The sequence below is a fragment of the Shewanella psychrotolerans genome, assembly GCF_019457595.1.
Lineage (GTDB): Bacteria > Pseudomonadota > Gammaproteobacteria > Enterobacterales > Shewanellaceae > Shewanella > Shewanella psychrotolerans.
Genome location: NZ_CP080419.1, coordinates 2,532,740 through 2,548,493, shown reverse-complemented (window position 1 = coordinate 2,548,493; position 15,754 = coordinate 2,532,740). Strand labels below are relative to the sequence as shown.

The 15,754-nt window shown below is 42.4% G+C and carries 17 protein-coding genes; 8 read left to right on the top strand and 9 right to left on the bottom strand.

What is annotated here, in order from left to right:
• The first annotated feature begins 120 nt into the window (after positions 1-120).
• On the top strand, positions 121-1,290 hold the full coding sequence (locus K0I62_RS11225) for a GNAT family N-acetyltransferase (protein WP_434086849.1): 1,170 nt from the start codon (positions 121-123) through the stop codon (positions 1,288-1,290).
• An 18-nt stretch (positions 1,291-1,308) separates the two neighbouring features.
• On the opposite strand, the gene K0I62_RS11220 is transcribed toward K0I62_RS11225, so the two are convergent.
• The 3 genes from K0I62_RS11220 to K0I62_RS11210 all read right to left on the bottom strand — a co-directional run bounded on the left by K0I62_RS11220 (position 1,309) and on the right by K0I62_RS11210 (position 4,339).
• Entirely contained in the window at positions 1,309-1,926 is a 618-nt protein-coding gene (locus K0I62_RS11220) for a LysE family translocator (RefSeq protein WP_220068233.1), read from the bottom strand.
• A 112-nt stretch (positions 1,927-2,038) separates the two neighbouring features.
• Complete coding sequence (gene hppD, locus K0I62_RS11215; protein WP_220068232.1) at positions 2,039-3,079, bottom strand: 4-hydroxyphenylpyruvate dioxygenase; 1,041 nt, start codon at positions 3,077-3,079, stop codon at positions 2,039-2,041.
• Between the two features lie 99 nt (positions 3,080-3,178).
• On the bottom strand, positions 3,179-4,339 hold the full coding sequence (locus K0I62_RS11210; protein WP_220068231.1) for a homogentisate 1,2-dioxygenase: 1,161 nt from the start codon (positions 4,337-4,339) through the stop codon (positions 3,179-3,181).
• A gap of 153 nt (positions 4,340-4,492) precedes the next feature.
• Here K0I62_RS11210 and K0I62_RS11205 point away from each other — a divergent pair, with 153 nt between their 5' ends.
• On the top strand, positions 4,493-5,395 hold the full coding sequence (locus K0I62_RS11205; protein ID WP_220068230.1) for a LysR family transcriptional regulator: 903 nt from the start codon (positions 4,493-4,495) through the stop codon (positions 5,393-5,395).
• On the opposite strand, the gene K0I62_RS11200 is transcribed toward K0I62_RS11205, so the two are convergent.
• Together K0I62_RS11200 and K0I62_RS11195 are read right to left on the bottom strand one after the other, a co-directional pair.
• A complete protein-coding gene (locus K0I62_RS11200; protein ID WP_434086848.1) occupies positions 5,392-5,667 on the bottom strand; it encodes a hypothetical protein in 276 nt (91 codons plus the stop codon). The genes K0I62_RS11205 and K0I62_RS11200 overlap by 4 nt on opposite strands.
• A 274-nt stretch (positions 5,668-5,941) precedes the next feature.
• Positions 5,942-6,169, bottom strand: a complete 228-nt coding sequence (locus tag K0I62_RS11195) for a PGPGW domain-containing protein (RefSeq protein ID WP_220068229.1) — start codon at positions 6,167-6,169, stop codon at positions 5,942-5,944.
• A gap of 126 nt (positions 6,170-6,295) precedes the next feature.
• On the opposite strand from K0I62_RS11195, the gene K0I62_RS11190 reads away from it, so the two are divergent.
• Complete coding sequence (locus tag K0I62_RS11190) at positions 6,296-7,102, top strand: substrate-binding periplasmic protein (RefSeq protein WP_434086811.1); 807 nt, start codon at positions 6,296-6,298, stop codon at positions 7,100-7,102.
• Positions 7,103-7,201: 99 nt separating this feature from the next.
• On the opposite strand, the gene K0I62_RS11185 is transcribed toward K0I62_RS11190, so the two are convergent.
• Positions 7,202-7,609, bottom strand: a complete 408-nt coding sequence (locus K0I62_RS11185; RefSeq protein ID WP_220068228.1) for a YccF domain-containing protein — start codon at positions 7,607-7,609, stop codon at positions 7,202-7,204.
• A 237-nt stretch (positions 7,610-7,846) separates the two neighbouring features.
• Between K0I62_RS11185 and K0I62_RS11180 the strand changes: the two genes are divergently transcribed.
• Positions 7,847-8,776: a pyridoxal-phosphate dependent enzyme gene (locus K0I62_RS11180; RefSeq protein ID WP_220068227.1), complete on the top strand. Its 930-nt coding sequence runs from the start codon at positions 7,847-7,849 to the stop codon at positions 8,774-8,776.
• A 146-nt stretch (positions 8,777-8,922) separates the two neighbouring features.
• Here the strand turns inward: K0I62_RS11180 and K0I62_RS11175 are convergent, their stop codons facing one another.
• Positions 8,923-9,096: a hypothetical protein gene (locus tag K0I62_RS11175; RefSeq protein ID WP_220061049.1), complete on the bottom strand. Its 174-nt coding sequence runs from the start codon at positions 9,094-9,096 to the stop codon at positions 8,923-8,925.
• A 465-nt stretch (positions 9,097-9,561) separates the two neighbouring features.
• Between K0I62_RS11175 and K0I62_RS11170 the strand changes: the two genes are divergently transcribed.
• Entirely contained in the window at positions 9,562-11,178 is a 1,617-nt protein-coding gene (locus K0I62_RS11170) for a mechanosensitive ion channel family protein (RefSeq protein ID WP_220068226.1), read from the top strand.
• A 105-nt stretch (positions 11,179-11,283) separates the two neighbouring features.
• Positions 11,284-12,228, top strand: coding sequence for a chemotaxis protein CheV (locus K0I62_RS11165; RefSeq protein WP_220068225.1), 945 nt, complete (start codon positions 11,284-11,286; stop codon positions 12,226-12,228).
• A gap of 24 nt (positions 12,229-12,252) precedes the next feature.
• Here the strand turns inward: K0I62_RS11165 and K0I62_RS11160 are convergent, their stop codons facing one another.
• Both K0I62_RS11160 and K0I62_RS11155 read right to left on the bottom strand, forming a co-directional pair.
• On the bottom strand, positions 12,253-12,891 hold the full coding sequence (locus tag K0I62_RS11160; protein ID WP_220068224.1) for a hypothetical protein: 639 nt from the start codon (positions 12,889-12,891) through the stop codon (positions 12,253-12,255).
• A gap of 49 nt (positions 12,892-12,940) precedes the next feature.
• On the bottom strand, positions 12,941-13,300 hold the full coding sequence (locus K0I62_RS11155; RefSeq protein ID WP_220068223.1) for a DUF2750 domain-containing protein: 360 nt from the start codon (positions 13,298-13,300) through the stop codon (positions 12,941-12,943).
• A gap of 281 nt (positions 13,301-13,581) precedes the next feature.
• Here K0I62_RS11155 and K0I62_RS11150 point away from each other — a divergent pair, with 281 nt between their 5' ends.
• Complete coding sequence (locus tag K0I62_RS11150) at positions 13,582-14,739, top strand: lytic murein transglycosylase (RefSeq protein WP_220071353.1); 1,158 nt, start codon at positions 13,582-13,584, stop codon at positions 14,737-14,739.
• A gap of 74 nt (positions 14,740-14,813) precedes the next feature.
• The gene (locus K0I62_RS11145) at positions 14,814-15,689 is read left to right on the top strand and encodes a WYL domain-containing protein (protein ID WP_220068222.1); all 876 of its coding nucleotides are present in this window, start codon (positions 14,814-14,816) and stop codon (positions 15,687-15,689) included.
• Positions 15,690-15,754: the final 65 nt, after the last annotated feature.

The following is a 15,754-nucleotide window of genomic DNA, read 5'->3' as shown; positions in this document are numbered from 1 at the left end:
GTCTAATTTATTCCTCTATGGCCGATGATTGTAACTAAATCGATTCATCAATCACAGGAGTTTTAGGTGTCTAATCTATTTGAGTCAGAGTCATTGGGGTCAGATTTATTGAAGCCCGAGCTGTTCGAGTTTCAATATGTCAGCCACATTGAGCAGATTAGTGAGTCGCGTTGGACTGCATTGATGGGGCGAGAGAATCCTTTTACGCGTTATGCTTTTTTGTCTGCATTAGAAACCAGCTGCAGTGTAGGCATGGAGAGCGGTTGGGTCCCGATGCATGTGATGGTACACCGAGCTCAAGAGCTCGTAGCTGTGATGCCCATGTACCTTAAAACCCACTCCTATGGTGAATATGTATTTGATTGGGCGTGGGCGCAGGCTTATGAGCGTCATCAGCTAGAATATTATCCAAAACTTGTCAGCGCCATTCCTTTTACGCCCATTGGCGGTAAGAGGATCGGATTCAGTGATCGCTTAAGTGTGGAACAGCGCCAACAATTAACGGTGCAACTGGGTGATTATTTAGGGCAACTCTTGGAAAAAATAGGTGGCTCAAGCTGGCACCATCTGTTTCACACTAAAGCCGAACAGCAACTCCTTGCCAATGCTGGTTATCTCACTCGGATGGGTACCCAGTTTCATTGGCACAATCGCGGTTATCATGACTTCGATGCGTTTTTGGCTCAGATGAGCAGTCGTAAACGTAAAAATATCCTTAAAGAGCGCCGTCAATTACTCGGTAAGAGATTGAGTTTCCGGTTTATCGAGGGGCAAGATGTTAACCTCTCTCAATTGCAGCATTTTAGTCGGTGTTATCAAGCGACCTACTATAAACGATCGGGGCATAGTGGTTACCTCAATCTGGCATTTTTTACCGAATTAGTGGCTTCTATGGGGGATGCAATTAGGTTGCTTATCGTGAGTCAGGAAACTGAGCAAGCCGAGCAAACTACAATTCCAATCGCCGCAGCGCTCTATTTTGTATCTGAAGATACCCTCTATGGACGGTATTGGGGGACATTAGTTGAACTTGACGGTTTGCATTTCGAAACCTGTTATTACCAAGGGATAGAGTACGCTATCGCTCATGGTCTGCAAACCTTTGATGCCGGTGCTCAAGGAGAACATAAGGTCTTACGCGGTTTTGAGCCGATAGAGACCTATTCGGCTCATGAGATAATGCATGATGGCTTTCGAGCGGCAATTGAAGATTTTACATTACAAGAAAAGCGTCAAATAGCCATCTATATGGAGCAACTAAGAGCGGTATTGCCCTATAAGAAGGCCTAGCTGTCTCATTTAGTCTGGTTAGCCCAAGGCTAACCAGAAGCCAACGGTGATCATTAAACTGCCTGCAATGCGATTCATCCACTTGATATTATCACCTCGACTGAGAAACAGTTTCAGTGACTTTCCGCCACTGGCGTAGGCGAGCATACTGGTAAACTCGGTTAGCATGATGATAGAGAGTAGCATCAGCATCTGTGGTGCTATGGCTTGTTCGACATTAATGAAAGGTGGCAGCAAGGAGATCATAAATGCCCACCCTTTGGGGTTAGCGATTGCTGTAACAAATCCTTGGATAATTAACGCACGATTACTGATGGTATTTGAGGTGTTATCTAAATGGGCCATTTTGGCTTTAGCCCGCCACATTTGTACCCCAATGTATCCGAGATAGAGTCCACCAATCCACTTCAATATTTCAAATAGTTGTGGGTAGTTTAGCATCACGCTAGCAACGCCCATGACTGCAGCGATGGCGACTAAGGCTACGCCAACGAGTTCGCCAATCATCATCCAGAGAGTTCGCCTGACACCTATGCTCATACCGAGTGTCATCGCCAGTGTCATGCACATTCCTGGGGTGATTGAGACAAAAAAGAAGGTAGGTAAAAATACTGCGATAAGAATATGTTCTGACATGAAATCAATTGGCCAGTGCTAGAGGGGAAAAGAGTCAGTCAGTTTAATGCTTTATTCATTCACTGCAATAAAAAACCAACCCGAAGGCTGGTTTTTTAATAGTTTAGTCGACTTACAGTACGCCCCGGCGTACTTGATCGCGTTCGATTGATTCAAATAGTGCTTTGAAGTTACCTTCGCCAAAACCTAAATTATTCTTACGCTGTATAATTTCGATAAAAATCGGACCAAACAAGTTTTTAGTGAAGATCTGCAGTAAATAACCCTCTTCGTCGCCATCAACTAAAATTTGATGATGCTTAATACGTTCTCTGTCCTCGGTGACTTGTGGCAGTTTATCGAAGATGGTGTCGTAGTATTCAGGGATGATATCTAGGGTCTGAATCGAACTACCTTCCATCGCATCTAATGAGGCAACGATGTCGCGGCTACGGAACGCCAGATGCTGTACGCCTGGGCCATCATACTCTTTTAGGTATTCATCGATCTGATTTTTGTCGTTGCCTTTCCCTTCGTTAATCGGGATACAGAAGCTTCCATCGGGTGAGCGCAACGCATAAGAAATGAGCGCGGTTTGTGAGCCTTTGATATCGAAGTAACGCACTTCTGTAAAACCGAAAATATCTTTATAGAAGTTTGACCAATATTCCATAGTACCTTTATAGACGTTGTTGGTCAGGTGATCGACTTCGATAAAGCCTTTCTCTTGGGTAATGATTGGCTCGGCAAGATCTTCAAAGTCACTATTATAGATATTGTTATCTTCACCGAAGGTGTCGATAAAATAGATAAGACTGTCACCAATGCCGTAGATCGCAGGATAGGGCAGGTCTTTGACTTCGTCGCTAGCGGCTTTTGCGCCGCGGGCAACGGCACTTTCAAAGGCGAAATTAGCATCTTCTACACGCCAGCCCATAGAGCTAATAGCGGGTCCGTGGGATTTAGCAAAATCGGCTGAGAAGCCTGCTTTCTCATTGTTTAACAGAAAATTGATATCGTTTTGCTTGTAATAAACAATCTCTTTTTGCTTGTGTTTCTTGAGCTTTGAAAACCCAAAGTCGATGAAAACTTTGTGCATGAAATCAAGATCTGGAGTACAAAACTCAGTAAATTCAATACCTAGTAATCCTAATGGATTTTTTTCGCTTGCCATGTGAATATCCTCATTCAATTTATTACAACCACAGTCACTCTCATTGGCGACCTTATCTGGTTAATGTTTTGTTCGATGTTAGGCCTAGCCGTAACGGTTTTAGTCTTCTAACCAAGAGCGGTTGTAGTCTTTGCTCATGCAACCATGTACATGTTGGGTTAATTGCAGTGGGGCGAACGTATCGACCATCACTGCATATTCATAGGTTTCTGTCTTGCCGACAGAGGCTTCAGTGCGTCCAGGTTGAGGACCATGTGGCACCCCCTTTTGGTGCAAGGTCATATAGCCTGCTTCGATACCAGTACGACTCATAAAGTCGCCATCAACGTAATACAGCACTTCGTCGCTATCGATGTTGTTATGGTAATAAGGGGCTGGAATCGACTGTGGATGGAAGTCGTAGGGCCTTGGTACAAAGTTGCAGATAACGAAGTTATGGGCACTAAACACTAAATGGTCTGATGGTGGCAGATGGATCTGACCGACTTTAGGCGCATAATCTTGAATGTTAAATGCCCAAGGGTAGACACAACCATCCCAGCCGACAAGATCAAATGGGTGCCATTCAAGCTGAGTTATTTGATATTGGTCGCCAAACTTGGAAATAAGTGGAAACTTGCCTTTTTCAACTATGGCATCTTGTAGGTTGGGGACTCGTAAGTCGCGCTCGCAGTAAGGTGCCGACTCGGTTAGCTGACCATACTCATTGCGATAGTGTTTCGGCACTTCCACCATAGAAAATGATTCGATAACAAATAGGCGGACATTGTCTAGAGCGGAGAACTTGAGCTGATAAGTTGTGCCTCTTGGGATCACCAGATAGTCCCACTTCTTCACTTCTAGCGTGCCATATTCACTGTAAAGTGTGCCTTGTCCCTCATGAACAAACACCACCTCATCGGCGTAGGCGTTACGGTAGAACTCCTCTGTATTCTGAGTCACTTTAGCGGTATACATCGCTACATCGTTGTTAAAGAAGATCTTATTACGAGCAGAGAAAAAATTACCGTCACGATCAACTTGTCTAGAGTCTAATTTGTAGTTTTGAATCAGGGAGTCTTGCCAAGTATCACCGTGACTTAAGTTATATGGCGCCACAGTTAATGCCTTAGTCGGCATATTGTGATGGTATTTGTTGGAATAAATGTTAGAAAAGCCGTGAGTCGAAAATAGTTCTTCGCGATAAAGCTCACCACTTTCTTTCTTAAAAGTGATGTGACGCTTATGAGGGATTTGCCCTTGTTTTACGTAGAATGGCATAGCTCTATTCCTTGGTGCTTTTGCGGGCACACTTATCTTTTTGTGATCTAGTTATCAATTTAGTTGCTAGCATCAGCAAAAAAAAGAATAATAAATAGCTTATCTCAATCAATAAAATAGATTGTCTTGTTTTGTTTACAGTTTGGAACCGTTATGAAAATAGATGTTGAAGCTTTTCGAGTGCTCGAAGTACTCGTTGAGGAAGGGAGCTTTGCTAAGGCTGGAGAGCGTTTGCATAAGGCCCAGTCCGCTGTCAGCTATCAGGTTAAGAAGCTTGAGCAACATTTAGGTGTAAACCTTTTTTGTCGCGATCAGTACCGAGCTGAATTAACTCCTGAAGGCAAAGTTATTTTGGCCGAAGGTAAAAGATTACTGCAATACCTTGGCAATATTGAACATTTGGCCAGCAGATTCAGTGAGGGATGGGAACCTAAATTGGAATTAGTGGTGGATGGGTCATTGCCTATGGAACCGATTATGCGAGCGCTTAAACAAGTATCAGCCCATAAAATCCCGACTAAAATACAGCTCAATGTAGAGTTTCTCGGTGGCGTACAGCATCGATTTGAGCGCGATAATGCCGATGTGATGCTAGTTAAAGACTATCGAACTGGACCAAACTATCGCCAGCAAGCTTTGCCAAATATTAACAGCGTCTTAGTGGTGTCTAACGAGCATCCTTTAGCTAAGCTTAAAGGGGTCAAACTGTTTGAGCTATTACAGCATGTCGAACTCACTATCGAGGACTCATCGCCCGGAAAACATCATAGCGATGAGTTGCAGTTTGGTGGAGATAAGGTGTTCTACCTTTCCGGTTTTATTATGAAAAAAAATGCTTTGTTAATGGGATTGGGATTTGGTTGGATGCCAGATTTTTTAATTCGTTCAGAACTTGAGAGTGGTGAGCTGGTTGAATTGGATTTTTTAGGCGGCAGTCGTTACAGCTTTACGCCGCAACTCGTGTCTACCATGGAGCGTCCTCTCGGGCGTGCTGGTCGCTTATTCACTCAGCTAATTTTAAAAGAGTTTGAACAATATCAATCCCGCGGTTTTTAATCATTGATGATATCGATAATTTTACGTGTTTTATCATGCAGCTTAATAAATGTGCCATCAACATCTATGGTTATATTACCGTCTCTATCGATAGGAACTCGCACTTTTCCTCTATCGTAATAATTGTCATCGAGATAACTTCCTCTGCTGAGTTTTTTTTGCCAACCGGGTGGTAAGGGTTCTCCTTTTGCTACTTTTTTCTGTAGGCCAGGTGGTAACGGTTTGTTTTTATCATGTTTATCATTTTTAGCCAAACTGCTAGTGGAGATCATGGTTAGGCTCAAGCTAATAATCATTGCGGTAAATAAGCTCGGTTTTTGCCTCATAATAACTTTCCCTGATGTTAAGTTTGAGTTTGATGATTGCAGCATAGAATACCCTGCCTACAATGTCGAAATAATCTGATTTAATTCATCAAACTGATGGTTTGCCAACGAAGAATAAAACTTTCGATCACAAAGGTAATGAGATGAATATAAACCCTAAAGCGGATTGGGATGGGTGGTATTGCTTCGTCAACCCTGCCTGCTATTGACTATGTTTAGCCTAATGACCATATCTAAATTGGCGGATCTTTTTATCTAGCCAATACGCTGATCTTGTCATGTATGCCTGACTCTTTTTTAACCACTTTCTAGCCCAATCATATTCAAGGCTTAATATCGCGAGGCCGATAGGCAGCAGTAACCATGCGGGACCCGGCAGCACAATCAGAATGATCCCGAGTAGGGTTAATATGCTACCGATAATCGTAATTGCTATTTTACGTGCCATCAGCATTCTCCTTTAGCGTTAACTGTGTCAGACAAGGTTGCACTATTTTTAACCAGTTAGCTAACCAATAACTGTAACAAAACGAATATTCTTGCTTTGTAATCTAGCGTCTATAATTAGATACCGGTGTTAATTAGCTACGGGAATATCAGTTTAGTGGTTTATATCAAGGGGACTAATTGGGACAAGCTGGCAGGCAATCATTTGTTTTTGTTTGCTATTTTTTTTGTTGGCGTAATGACGTTCAATGTAAAGGCTGACACCCTTCAGTTATCTTCTTTGAATTGGCCACCCTACACGGGCGAACAACTTGCCAATGGTGGTGCATCTGTTGCAGTCGTTCACGCAGCATTAAGGGCAATGGGGCATGAACTGCATGTCGATTATTACCCTTGGAGCCGAACGATCAGAATGGTGAGCCGAGAAGATACGATATATAGTGGCTATTTTCCTGAATATGACCACCCTACAGATCAATACTTGTTCTCTGAGTCCATAGGCACAAGTCCCCTTGGCATACTCGAGCAACAAGTAAACCCCATTAAATGGTCTGACATAAAAGACCTCAATCAATATACCCTTGGCGTAGTGCAAGGCTATGTGAATACCATTGAGCTGGATGAGATGATTACAAGCGGTGCTCAGCAGGTCGAAGTCGTTAGTTCTGACGAACATAATATTCGTAAGGTGGCTACTGGTAGAGTTCATGGCGCGGTGATCGATAAGTACGTGTACAACTATTATATTCATCAACCCCATCTCATAGCGCTTAAAAAAAAGCTGGAAATGAATAAGCAGCTATTAGCGTCGAAACAACTTTATATCGCATTTAAAAATACCCCAGAAGGGCGCAAGTGGCGTGAGATTTTTAATGAGGGGTTGGCGTTAATCGATCCTCAGCAAATAACAGAAGAATATCTCGCGTCTATGTGATAATTGGTGGTGGCCACTCTAACAATCACAGTTATGTTGAAGATTGTTAAATTGGCGCTAGAGACCTAAGCTAGGTCTCTATTGAAGTATTTTGGCGCGTTAAGCCTTAGCGGTTATGGTTTGGCCAATTGGCGTTAAGCTTAGAATAGCGAGTTTAAGATGTTGGAGCCCGAAGGGGATACCGATAATAGTGATAAAACATGCCAGAGCATGGGTAATATGACCAATAGCGAGCCAGATCCCAAAAAATAAAAACCAGATGATGTTGCCTATCATCCCAAGTGGGCCGGTGCCAAAGTCCTCTGACCCCGTCAGTGATTTACGATTAATACTTTCTTGACCAAATGGCCAAAAAGTCATCTCACCAATGACAAAGCAAGCGCGGCCAAACGGAATGCCAATAATACTAATAAAGCAGATAAGGCCCGCTAACCACCACGCAAGCCCCATCACAAACCCTCCCAATAAAAACCACGCTATGTTAAAAATTAAACGAAGTAATGGCATTTAAGTATCCTTATTAAAATAAAAAATGAGCTAATTTGAGTATCTACTACACTATTTATGGTAATAACAAGCGAGAACCGTGCCATTGTTTAAGTGACTGTTTAGTAATTTATTATATTATTTTTGGTTCGTAAATATACTTGCTTCTTGATGAAAAATTTCAAGAGTTGGTCAAATTGCTCATCGCGATAGAGCAGTGTAAAATTAACCCTCTCTCTAAAAGTACATCAGTTGAATATGAAGTTAGCGCAAACTCCCGTAGATGAAATTTTGTTTGGTGAGCACAGCGTGTTTGTTAAACGTGATGACCTACTTCATCCAGAGTTCTCTGGTAATAAAGCGCGTAAGTTTGGCTATTTTCTTGATAATGAGTTTACGGGGATCAACACCTTAATCGGTTATGGCTCTGCTCAAGCAAATTCGTTGTACTCTATGTCGGCTTTGGCAAAAATCAAAGGCTGGCGATTTCGTTTTTATGTCGATCATATTGCCTCATACTTGGTTGAAAATCCGATCGGGAATTATCGTGCAGCACTTGAGAATGGTGCCGAAATTATCGATTTAAGCTTGTGCGAAGACAGAAATAACCGTGACAGTTTAACTTATTTGCAGCAATGTGTATTGGCGGGAGATTCTGATCAGCTCTTTATACCCGAAGGGGGTAGATGCCTATACGCAGAGCATGGTGTTCGTCAACTCGCAGATGAAATTATTATGTGGAAGCAGCAGCAAGGCTTATCTGTTTTGTCGGTATTTCTGCCGTCAGGGACAGGAACTACCGCACTATTTCTACAGAAATCATTTGTGGAACTTGATCCAAGCATTAGCGTTTATACCTGTGCGGTGGTGGGGGGAGATGAGTATCTTAGAAAACAATTTTTCGAACTAGCGCCTAACATAGCATACCATCCCGCCATTTTACCCAGCCGGAAACGCTATCATTTTGGCAAACTGTATTCAGAGTTCTTTCAGATGTGGTTGCAATTAAAAGAGACCGGCATTGAGTTTGAACTGCTCTATGACCCGCTAGGATGGTTAGTTCTACAGGATTATTTAAAGGCAAATTCTGGGGAAAAGATACTTTATATACACCAAGGGGGCTTGTTAGGTAATCAATCTATGTTACCTAGATATAAACGTAAGTTTAGGGAAATGCCACTTGGCTAGGTAGGTATCTGTGAAAGTGATACAACCTAGACCAAATGAAATATGCTCAGTCGTTGACGTGATGGTGTCAATCCTACTGGTTGCGGTAGCAACCTTCGATACGTGTGAGAGGCTATGTATCGAACAGCGAAGATTTAAGCGAAGATTTATTTATTACTTGAAAGTAACCATTTCATGAACTGCAGTGCTTCAGTGCGTTTAGAAAAGGTTTCTCTATTTTTACCTAAACTATCTGTGAATGCGATAGATGATTTGTTTACTGATATAGAGGCCACCGGAAAATTTACCGTGATCTCATGACCGTTCATTTTGTACGACATAGGCCATACTCCTTAATGATTGACTGCGTAATTAGCAGTTGAATTTTAACAATAGAATATCCTTAGCTTTTTGCGAAAGATGAGTTTTAACTACTTGAGACTACCCACCTTTATATATCTAATCAAGTAATCTATCGATGGAAAACTAGAAAGTTTGTTATAAATACCATCGATGAGATACCGGATCGCCAAACAGTAAAGCACTAATACATGACAATACTATGACGAAGAGGATACTGCTGATTTTGTTGGATGCGGTGACGAATGGGTCTGGCTAAACAAGAAAACAGGGCAGGGAATTTCAAAGTTAGCCGAGTATATCGATTATCGGGGAGATGTCAACACTTGTTGTATAGGTGAGGTGCGCACTTTTCCGACGAAGTGACAATAAGATTGCTTTTGTTCTTGTTAATAAATGGTAGAATTTATAAGCGCTTGTTAACTATTAGAAAGGCTTGGACGCTTATGAAAAATTGGCTTTTGTTGTGGGTAAGTTTGGCAATTATTCCTGTTATTGGCTTTGCGGCTACACCGACCAATGTGGTCGATCTTATGGAAGGGTCTACGGTTGAAAATGTGAGTGAAGAGGAAGCTCTTTTAGTTAACCAAACATATGATTATAAGGATAGTTTACAGCGAGATACGCCAAGGGGGACCTTAAATGGCTTTACTCGTGCCGTGTATGAACAAGATTATGATACGGCTGCAGAATATTTAGATCTACGTTATTTGCCAGATAGCATGTCTAAGGATAAGGGAGCCCAATACGCAAAACAGTTACAGGCGATTATTGATCGCAATATTTGGATTGATATTGAACAGATTAATGATACCCCTGAAGGCGCCGATGGTGATCAATTACCCAGTTATCGTGATCTTTTTGGTCGAGTAAAGTTGCAAAGTGATGAAATAGCGCTTTATTTACAACGCGTTCCGGGCGATAACGATAGTATTTGGAAGATCTCTAATGCCACGGTGGCCAAGGTGCCTACTCTCTATGCAAACTTAGGTTATGGACCAATAACAGAATGGTTTATCGCCTATCTTCCTGAAGGGCGAATTCTTAAGGTCAATATTTGGGAATGGGCTGTGATATTGACTTACTTGGTGATCGCATTTTGCGTCATTATCCCCATTACTTGGTTGTGTAAGTTATTAATATTACGCACTGACTACCATCTAAAAACAGAGTTAGCCTATATTGTGGCAGGCCCGCTACGGTTTTTTCTTGCCGTGCTTGTGGTTCGGACGTGGGTGAGCAGTGGTACGATATCTGCGGCAGCCCTTGAAGTGCTCGATACCGGTTTTCTGTCATTCATTTCGATTGTTTGGTTAGGATGGTCAGGGATGGGCATCTTACAATCTGGCCTTAAACAGCGACTAATAGATAAAGGCCAGAAACAGGGCGCTTCGCTACTCAGACCTCTCACTAATTTTATCCGGGTGATTTTTGTCATATTAGCCATTTTGATCTGGTTAGAGCATTTAGGTTTTAATGCCGGCACTATTATTGCGGGAATGGGGATCGGTGGTATCGCAGTCGCATTAGCCTCAAAGCAATCAATTGAGAATTTTATTGGCACTATTACGCTTTATTCAGCAGCACCGATTAAAGTCGGTAATCTGTGTAAATTTGGGTCAATACGGGGCACTGTTGAAGAGATTGGCTTGCGCTGCACTCAAATAAGGACGTTAGATCGTACTCTTATTCATGTACCTAACGCAAAACTGGTGGAGATGGAGATAGAGAACATCTCAGAGCGAGAGAAAATCCGTTTTAAAGCCGATATTCGTCTAGACTATTTGATGACAGATACCGAGAAATTGAAAGGTATTATTGCTGATATCAAAGAGATGCTTGAATTGCATGAATTGGTAATGAAAGAACCGCTTAGAGTCACATTTAAGGGGTTTGGATTACATGGTCTGCAAGTTAATATCTTTGCTTATATCGGTACCAAGAGTTTTCCTAAATATCAGGTGGTTTCTGAAGAGCTGCATCTTGGGATCATGGATATCGTCACTAAACATGGTTCTCGAATTATTCCAGTTGCACCCGTTGCACTTAATTCAAGTCAATAAAAGTTGAGCTGTGTAGTGATACACTTGAGCGTCGTAGCTTAATATTAACGGCTATAATGGAAACTGAGTTAAGCTAAATATATCCACCATGATAGTGAGAAGTTTATGGCTAGAGTGCTAGATAGCGTCGATCAACGTACCAAGTTAGTCGGTGAAAATAGATTAGAGCTGCTGCTGTTTAGGATCAATGCCACTCAGCTTTTTGCTATTAATGTATTTAAGGTGAAAGAGGTGGTTAAGCTACCCCTCTTAAGTGAACTTCCTGGCAGTCATAGCAGCATAAAAGGGGTGGCAAATATTCGCGGAACCTCAATTCCTGTTATCGATCTTCGCCAAGCCATCGGCTTTCAAGCGATGGCTGAGACTGACGACGCAAACCTAATCATCACAGAATACAACCGTAGTGTTCAAGGTTTTATGGTCGGTAAGGTCGAGCATATTATTAATATGACTTGGGGGGATATTATGCCGCCGCCTAAGAGTACGGGAAGTCACAATTACTTGACTGCAATTACTAAAGTTGAGGTTGATGGACGTACTCAGCTAGTATCCATCATCGATGTTGAGAAGGTGTTAGCCGAAATTATTCATTATGATATTTCGATTTCCGACGGTGTGCTGGATGAGTCATTAGTTGAGAATATGATGGGGCGTAAGATCCTTATCGCAGATGATTCCTCTACCGCCAGACGCCAGATTAAAGACACCTTAATGCCCCTCGGTATCGAAGTCATTGAAACATCCGATGGCCTGCAAGCGCTTAACTTATTGCAAGGGTGGTGTGATGAAGGACGCAACGTTTATGACGAAATTTTGATGTTAATTACCGATGCCGAAATGCCAGAAATGGATGGTTATCGTTTAACTTACGAAATTCGCAAAGACAAACGTATGGAGGAGTTGTATATCACGTTGAACACATCGTTAAGTGGCAGTTTTAATAATGCCATGGTAGAAAAAGTGGGTTGTAATAAGTTTATTTCGAAATTTCAACCCGATCTCTTGGTTGGTGTGGTGCAGGATAGACTAAGAGAAATTGTCGGATCTTAAATAGCTCGATATTGATCAGTTTGTTCAATTTTCGTTAGCTATATCAAGTATTACTTGTCGTTTTACTGCTTTAGTTGATGCGATATTAATTCGTGCGACTCGTACCGCGTAACCGAATCTATCTCGACCAACTATGGTGACAAGTTCTTGTAAGAATGGTTTATCTAGACCAAGCATCTGGCTATAGTGGGTGACCGCTTTCGATATCGAGCTAAAGTTAACCCCGTCAAATTGGAAGCCAAGTTGATATTGCTCCGTATCGATAGCAATGCCATTGAGGCGCAGTGGCCACGGGGTGAAGGTGACTCTATCTTTAGCCACCTGATACATAAACCAAGCACTTTTTTTAAACCCTTCAAAGACTTTGCAGGAAAATTCTGACTCTGCTAACTCCTGTTCGGTCCAGTTTTCACCTATGGCTAAATGTTTAGCATAAATACGCATCAATTCATCTTTAACGGCCTGATGGCAATCCCAGATAGAGGTCAGCGGCGATTTAGTTGCAAGATTTAAGCATTCTTTACAGCTGGGAACGGCGAGCGACGGATGCGGGGTGTAGTGCTGGGCTTGATAGTTAAAAATACGATCACAAGGCTCTGCACAAAACCAGCAGGTATGGCGCAGTTCAAACGGGATGTCGATAAGCGGATAGTTAGCAGACAAGAATAAAATACCTATCTGCAGATTTAAAACGAACCGATGTGCTCAAGGGTTATTCTTGTTCGATATCGACTAAGTTCTTGGCCAGACCGATAGGGTCTATCTCTAAGCAGTCTTGCTCAGCCACCCAATCAATCCCAACAAGTACCCCATCATCGTGAAGGTCTTTAATCCAATATTCTAAAAGTTCTTCAAGCTTAATCGCAGCAGGTTGATAATCTTGCCACTCTTCAGTGCAATGGACTTTGGCTTTTTCAGCGCTAGACCATAATGGCATGACATCGGTTTCTTCATATTCAGAAGAATCACACACTACCCAGCCTTCGCCAGTTTCGTCTTGAAGGCCCCAAACGGCTTGGTGCTCTTTTACGTTTTCAATAAAGCTTGCTAAAACGGGATTGCTATCAGTCATGTTGGATCTCTTAGATATCTGTTAAAAACCGCACCATTATACGCCAAGCGTGAATTGCGCCAAGTGATTGTTTTATGAAAAAGCGCACTATTTAAACAGATGCTGATAAATCTAACATCCGCTGCAATATTTCTCATAAAACACTTAGTATAAATAGTTTCTATCGTTATGATGTTGGCACGACCTTCTTTTTAAGGCTGTTAGGTTTTGCGGTCGTGGATCAGCGCAGTCATTTTTATGGAGTCCCTATTTTGAAAAAAATTATTACCATCGCCTCGTTGATGTTTGCTTGTGGGGTGAGCACTGCGACTTACGCTAATGAAGCATTTGATTCTTGTATCGTTACCTTAAAGCAAAAAGCGGTCGACGCAGGGATTTCAACGAAAACAATTGAGCAAACATTAGGTCAAGTTAAGTATGTTACACGAGTGATTGAACTTGATAAGAAACAACCGGAATTTAGCCAAACCTTCAATAACTACTTTAGTAAACGCGTAACAGACTGGCGTGTACAAGAGGGACGTCGGCTACTGAAAAAGCATCACCAGTTGTTGTTGCAATTGCAACAGACCTATGGCGTACCACCACAATACTTGATGGCGTTTTGGGGGTTAGAAACCAATTTTGGTAGCTATAAAGGTAAGATGCCAGTGATCGATAGCTTAACGACACTCGCGTGCGATCCCAGACGTAGCACTTATTTCACTGGTGAGTTAATTCAAGCGCTAAAGCTTAAAGAAGCGTATAAGTTTGAGACCAGTGACATGGTTGGCTCTTGGGCTGGTGCAATGGGCCATACTCAATTTATGCCATCTGCCTATGCAAAATATGCGATTGATGCCGATGGTGATGGTAAGGCGGATCTTTGGAACAGTACTGCAGATGCATTAAGTTCGGCTGCTAATTTTTTACATCAGCTAGGTTGGGCACGTAATGAAAGGTGGGGCAGAGAGGTCAAATTACCCGATGACTATGATTATCAATTTTTAGGCCGAAAGGATAAACGGCCACTGGTAAAGTGGGCTGAACTGGGGGTTAGAAAGGCTGATGGCAACAGTTTGACTACGCCTGATATGCAAGCAGCACTCTATTTGCCTGCGGGCCACACTGGCCCCGCTTTTCTTGGTTACAATAATTTTGATGTGATCATGCGCTGGAATCGGTCTGAGTTTTATGCCATTGCTGTCGGTCATTTAGCGGATCGGATAAACGGTGCAACGCCACTTTATGTTGCACCGCCTAAACATGACAATATCAGTCGCGATAAACTTAAGTTATTACAAACAAAACTGAATGAAAAAGGCTTTGATGTCGGTAAACCTGATGGCGTTTTAGGCGCTAATTCTCGCGCAGGTTTACAGGCATATCAGCGCAGCGTTGGTCTTACTGCTGATGGTTTTCCTAGTGATGAAACATTTTCCAGAATGGGTATCGATTAGTTTGGATATTCTTAATGAGCGGTTAATCTGTGCGCTAACTGAATATAATCATTATAAAACAAGGTGATGGTAAGATGGATTGTCTAGATAACTTGTCTCATGCGCAGCGTCAGCGGCTGGCGTTTATTGATTTTAGTTTGCAATATTTTGGTCAAGTCTCTCGTCAGGACTTAATCGCAAAATTTGCGACCGGCTTAGCTGCGGCAACTCGAGACTTAGCAAGTTATCGAGCGTTAGCGCCCAACAACATGCAGCTGGTGCATAGTACTAAGTCTTATCATCGTAACAGTGAATTTGTGGCGTTATTTAATCACGATCCAGAGGTTATCCTCCATGGCCTTGCCAATGGCTTTGGTGATGGCTTGTCTCATCCTGTACAGCCAAGCGCCGTGTGCGTTGATGCTGTGCAGCTTATTCATCCTAATACCGATATTATTGCGGGTATCATGCGCGCGATTCAGCACCAACAAGCCATAGCCGTGACTTATGTGTCGGTATCATCGGGGGAAACCGAGCGCGAGATTGTGCCTCATACCTTAGTGAATAATGGTCAGCGCTGGCATGTACGTAGTTTCGATAGAACGCATCAGGTATTTACTGATTTTGTGGTAACACGGATTAAGTCGGTAAAGCTAAGTAGTAATGAACCGTTCGACCACGAGTTAGCAAATCAAGATAATGCGTGGCAACAGCTGGTGTGTTTGGTGTTAATTCCTCACCCGAGTTTGCCACATCCCGAAGCGATTGAGCTCGATTATCAGATGGTTGATGGAAGGCTCACCTTGGACAGTCGAGCCGCGTTAGCGGGCTATCTACTTAGACAATGGAGTGTGGATTGCTCTAAAGATCATCAAATCCGCGGTGGTGTGTGTCAATTAGCGCTTGAAAATCTCGATGTTCTGGCAAAAATTGAGCACTTATCCATAGTGCCAGGGGCTAAGTCGAGATAAAGTGCTAGAGCAATCTAGTGACATTTGTTACGCTCTGGCGAATTTAAATTTTGGTGACAGATAAA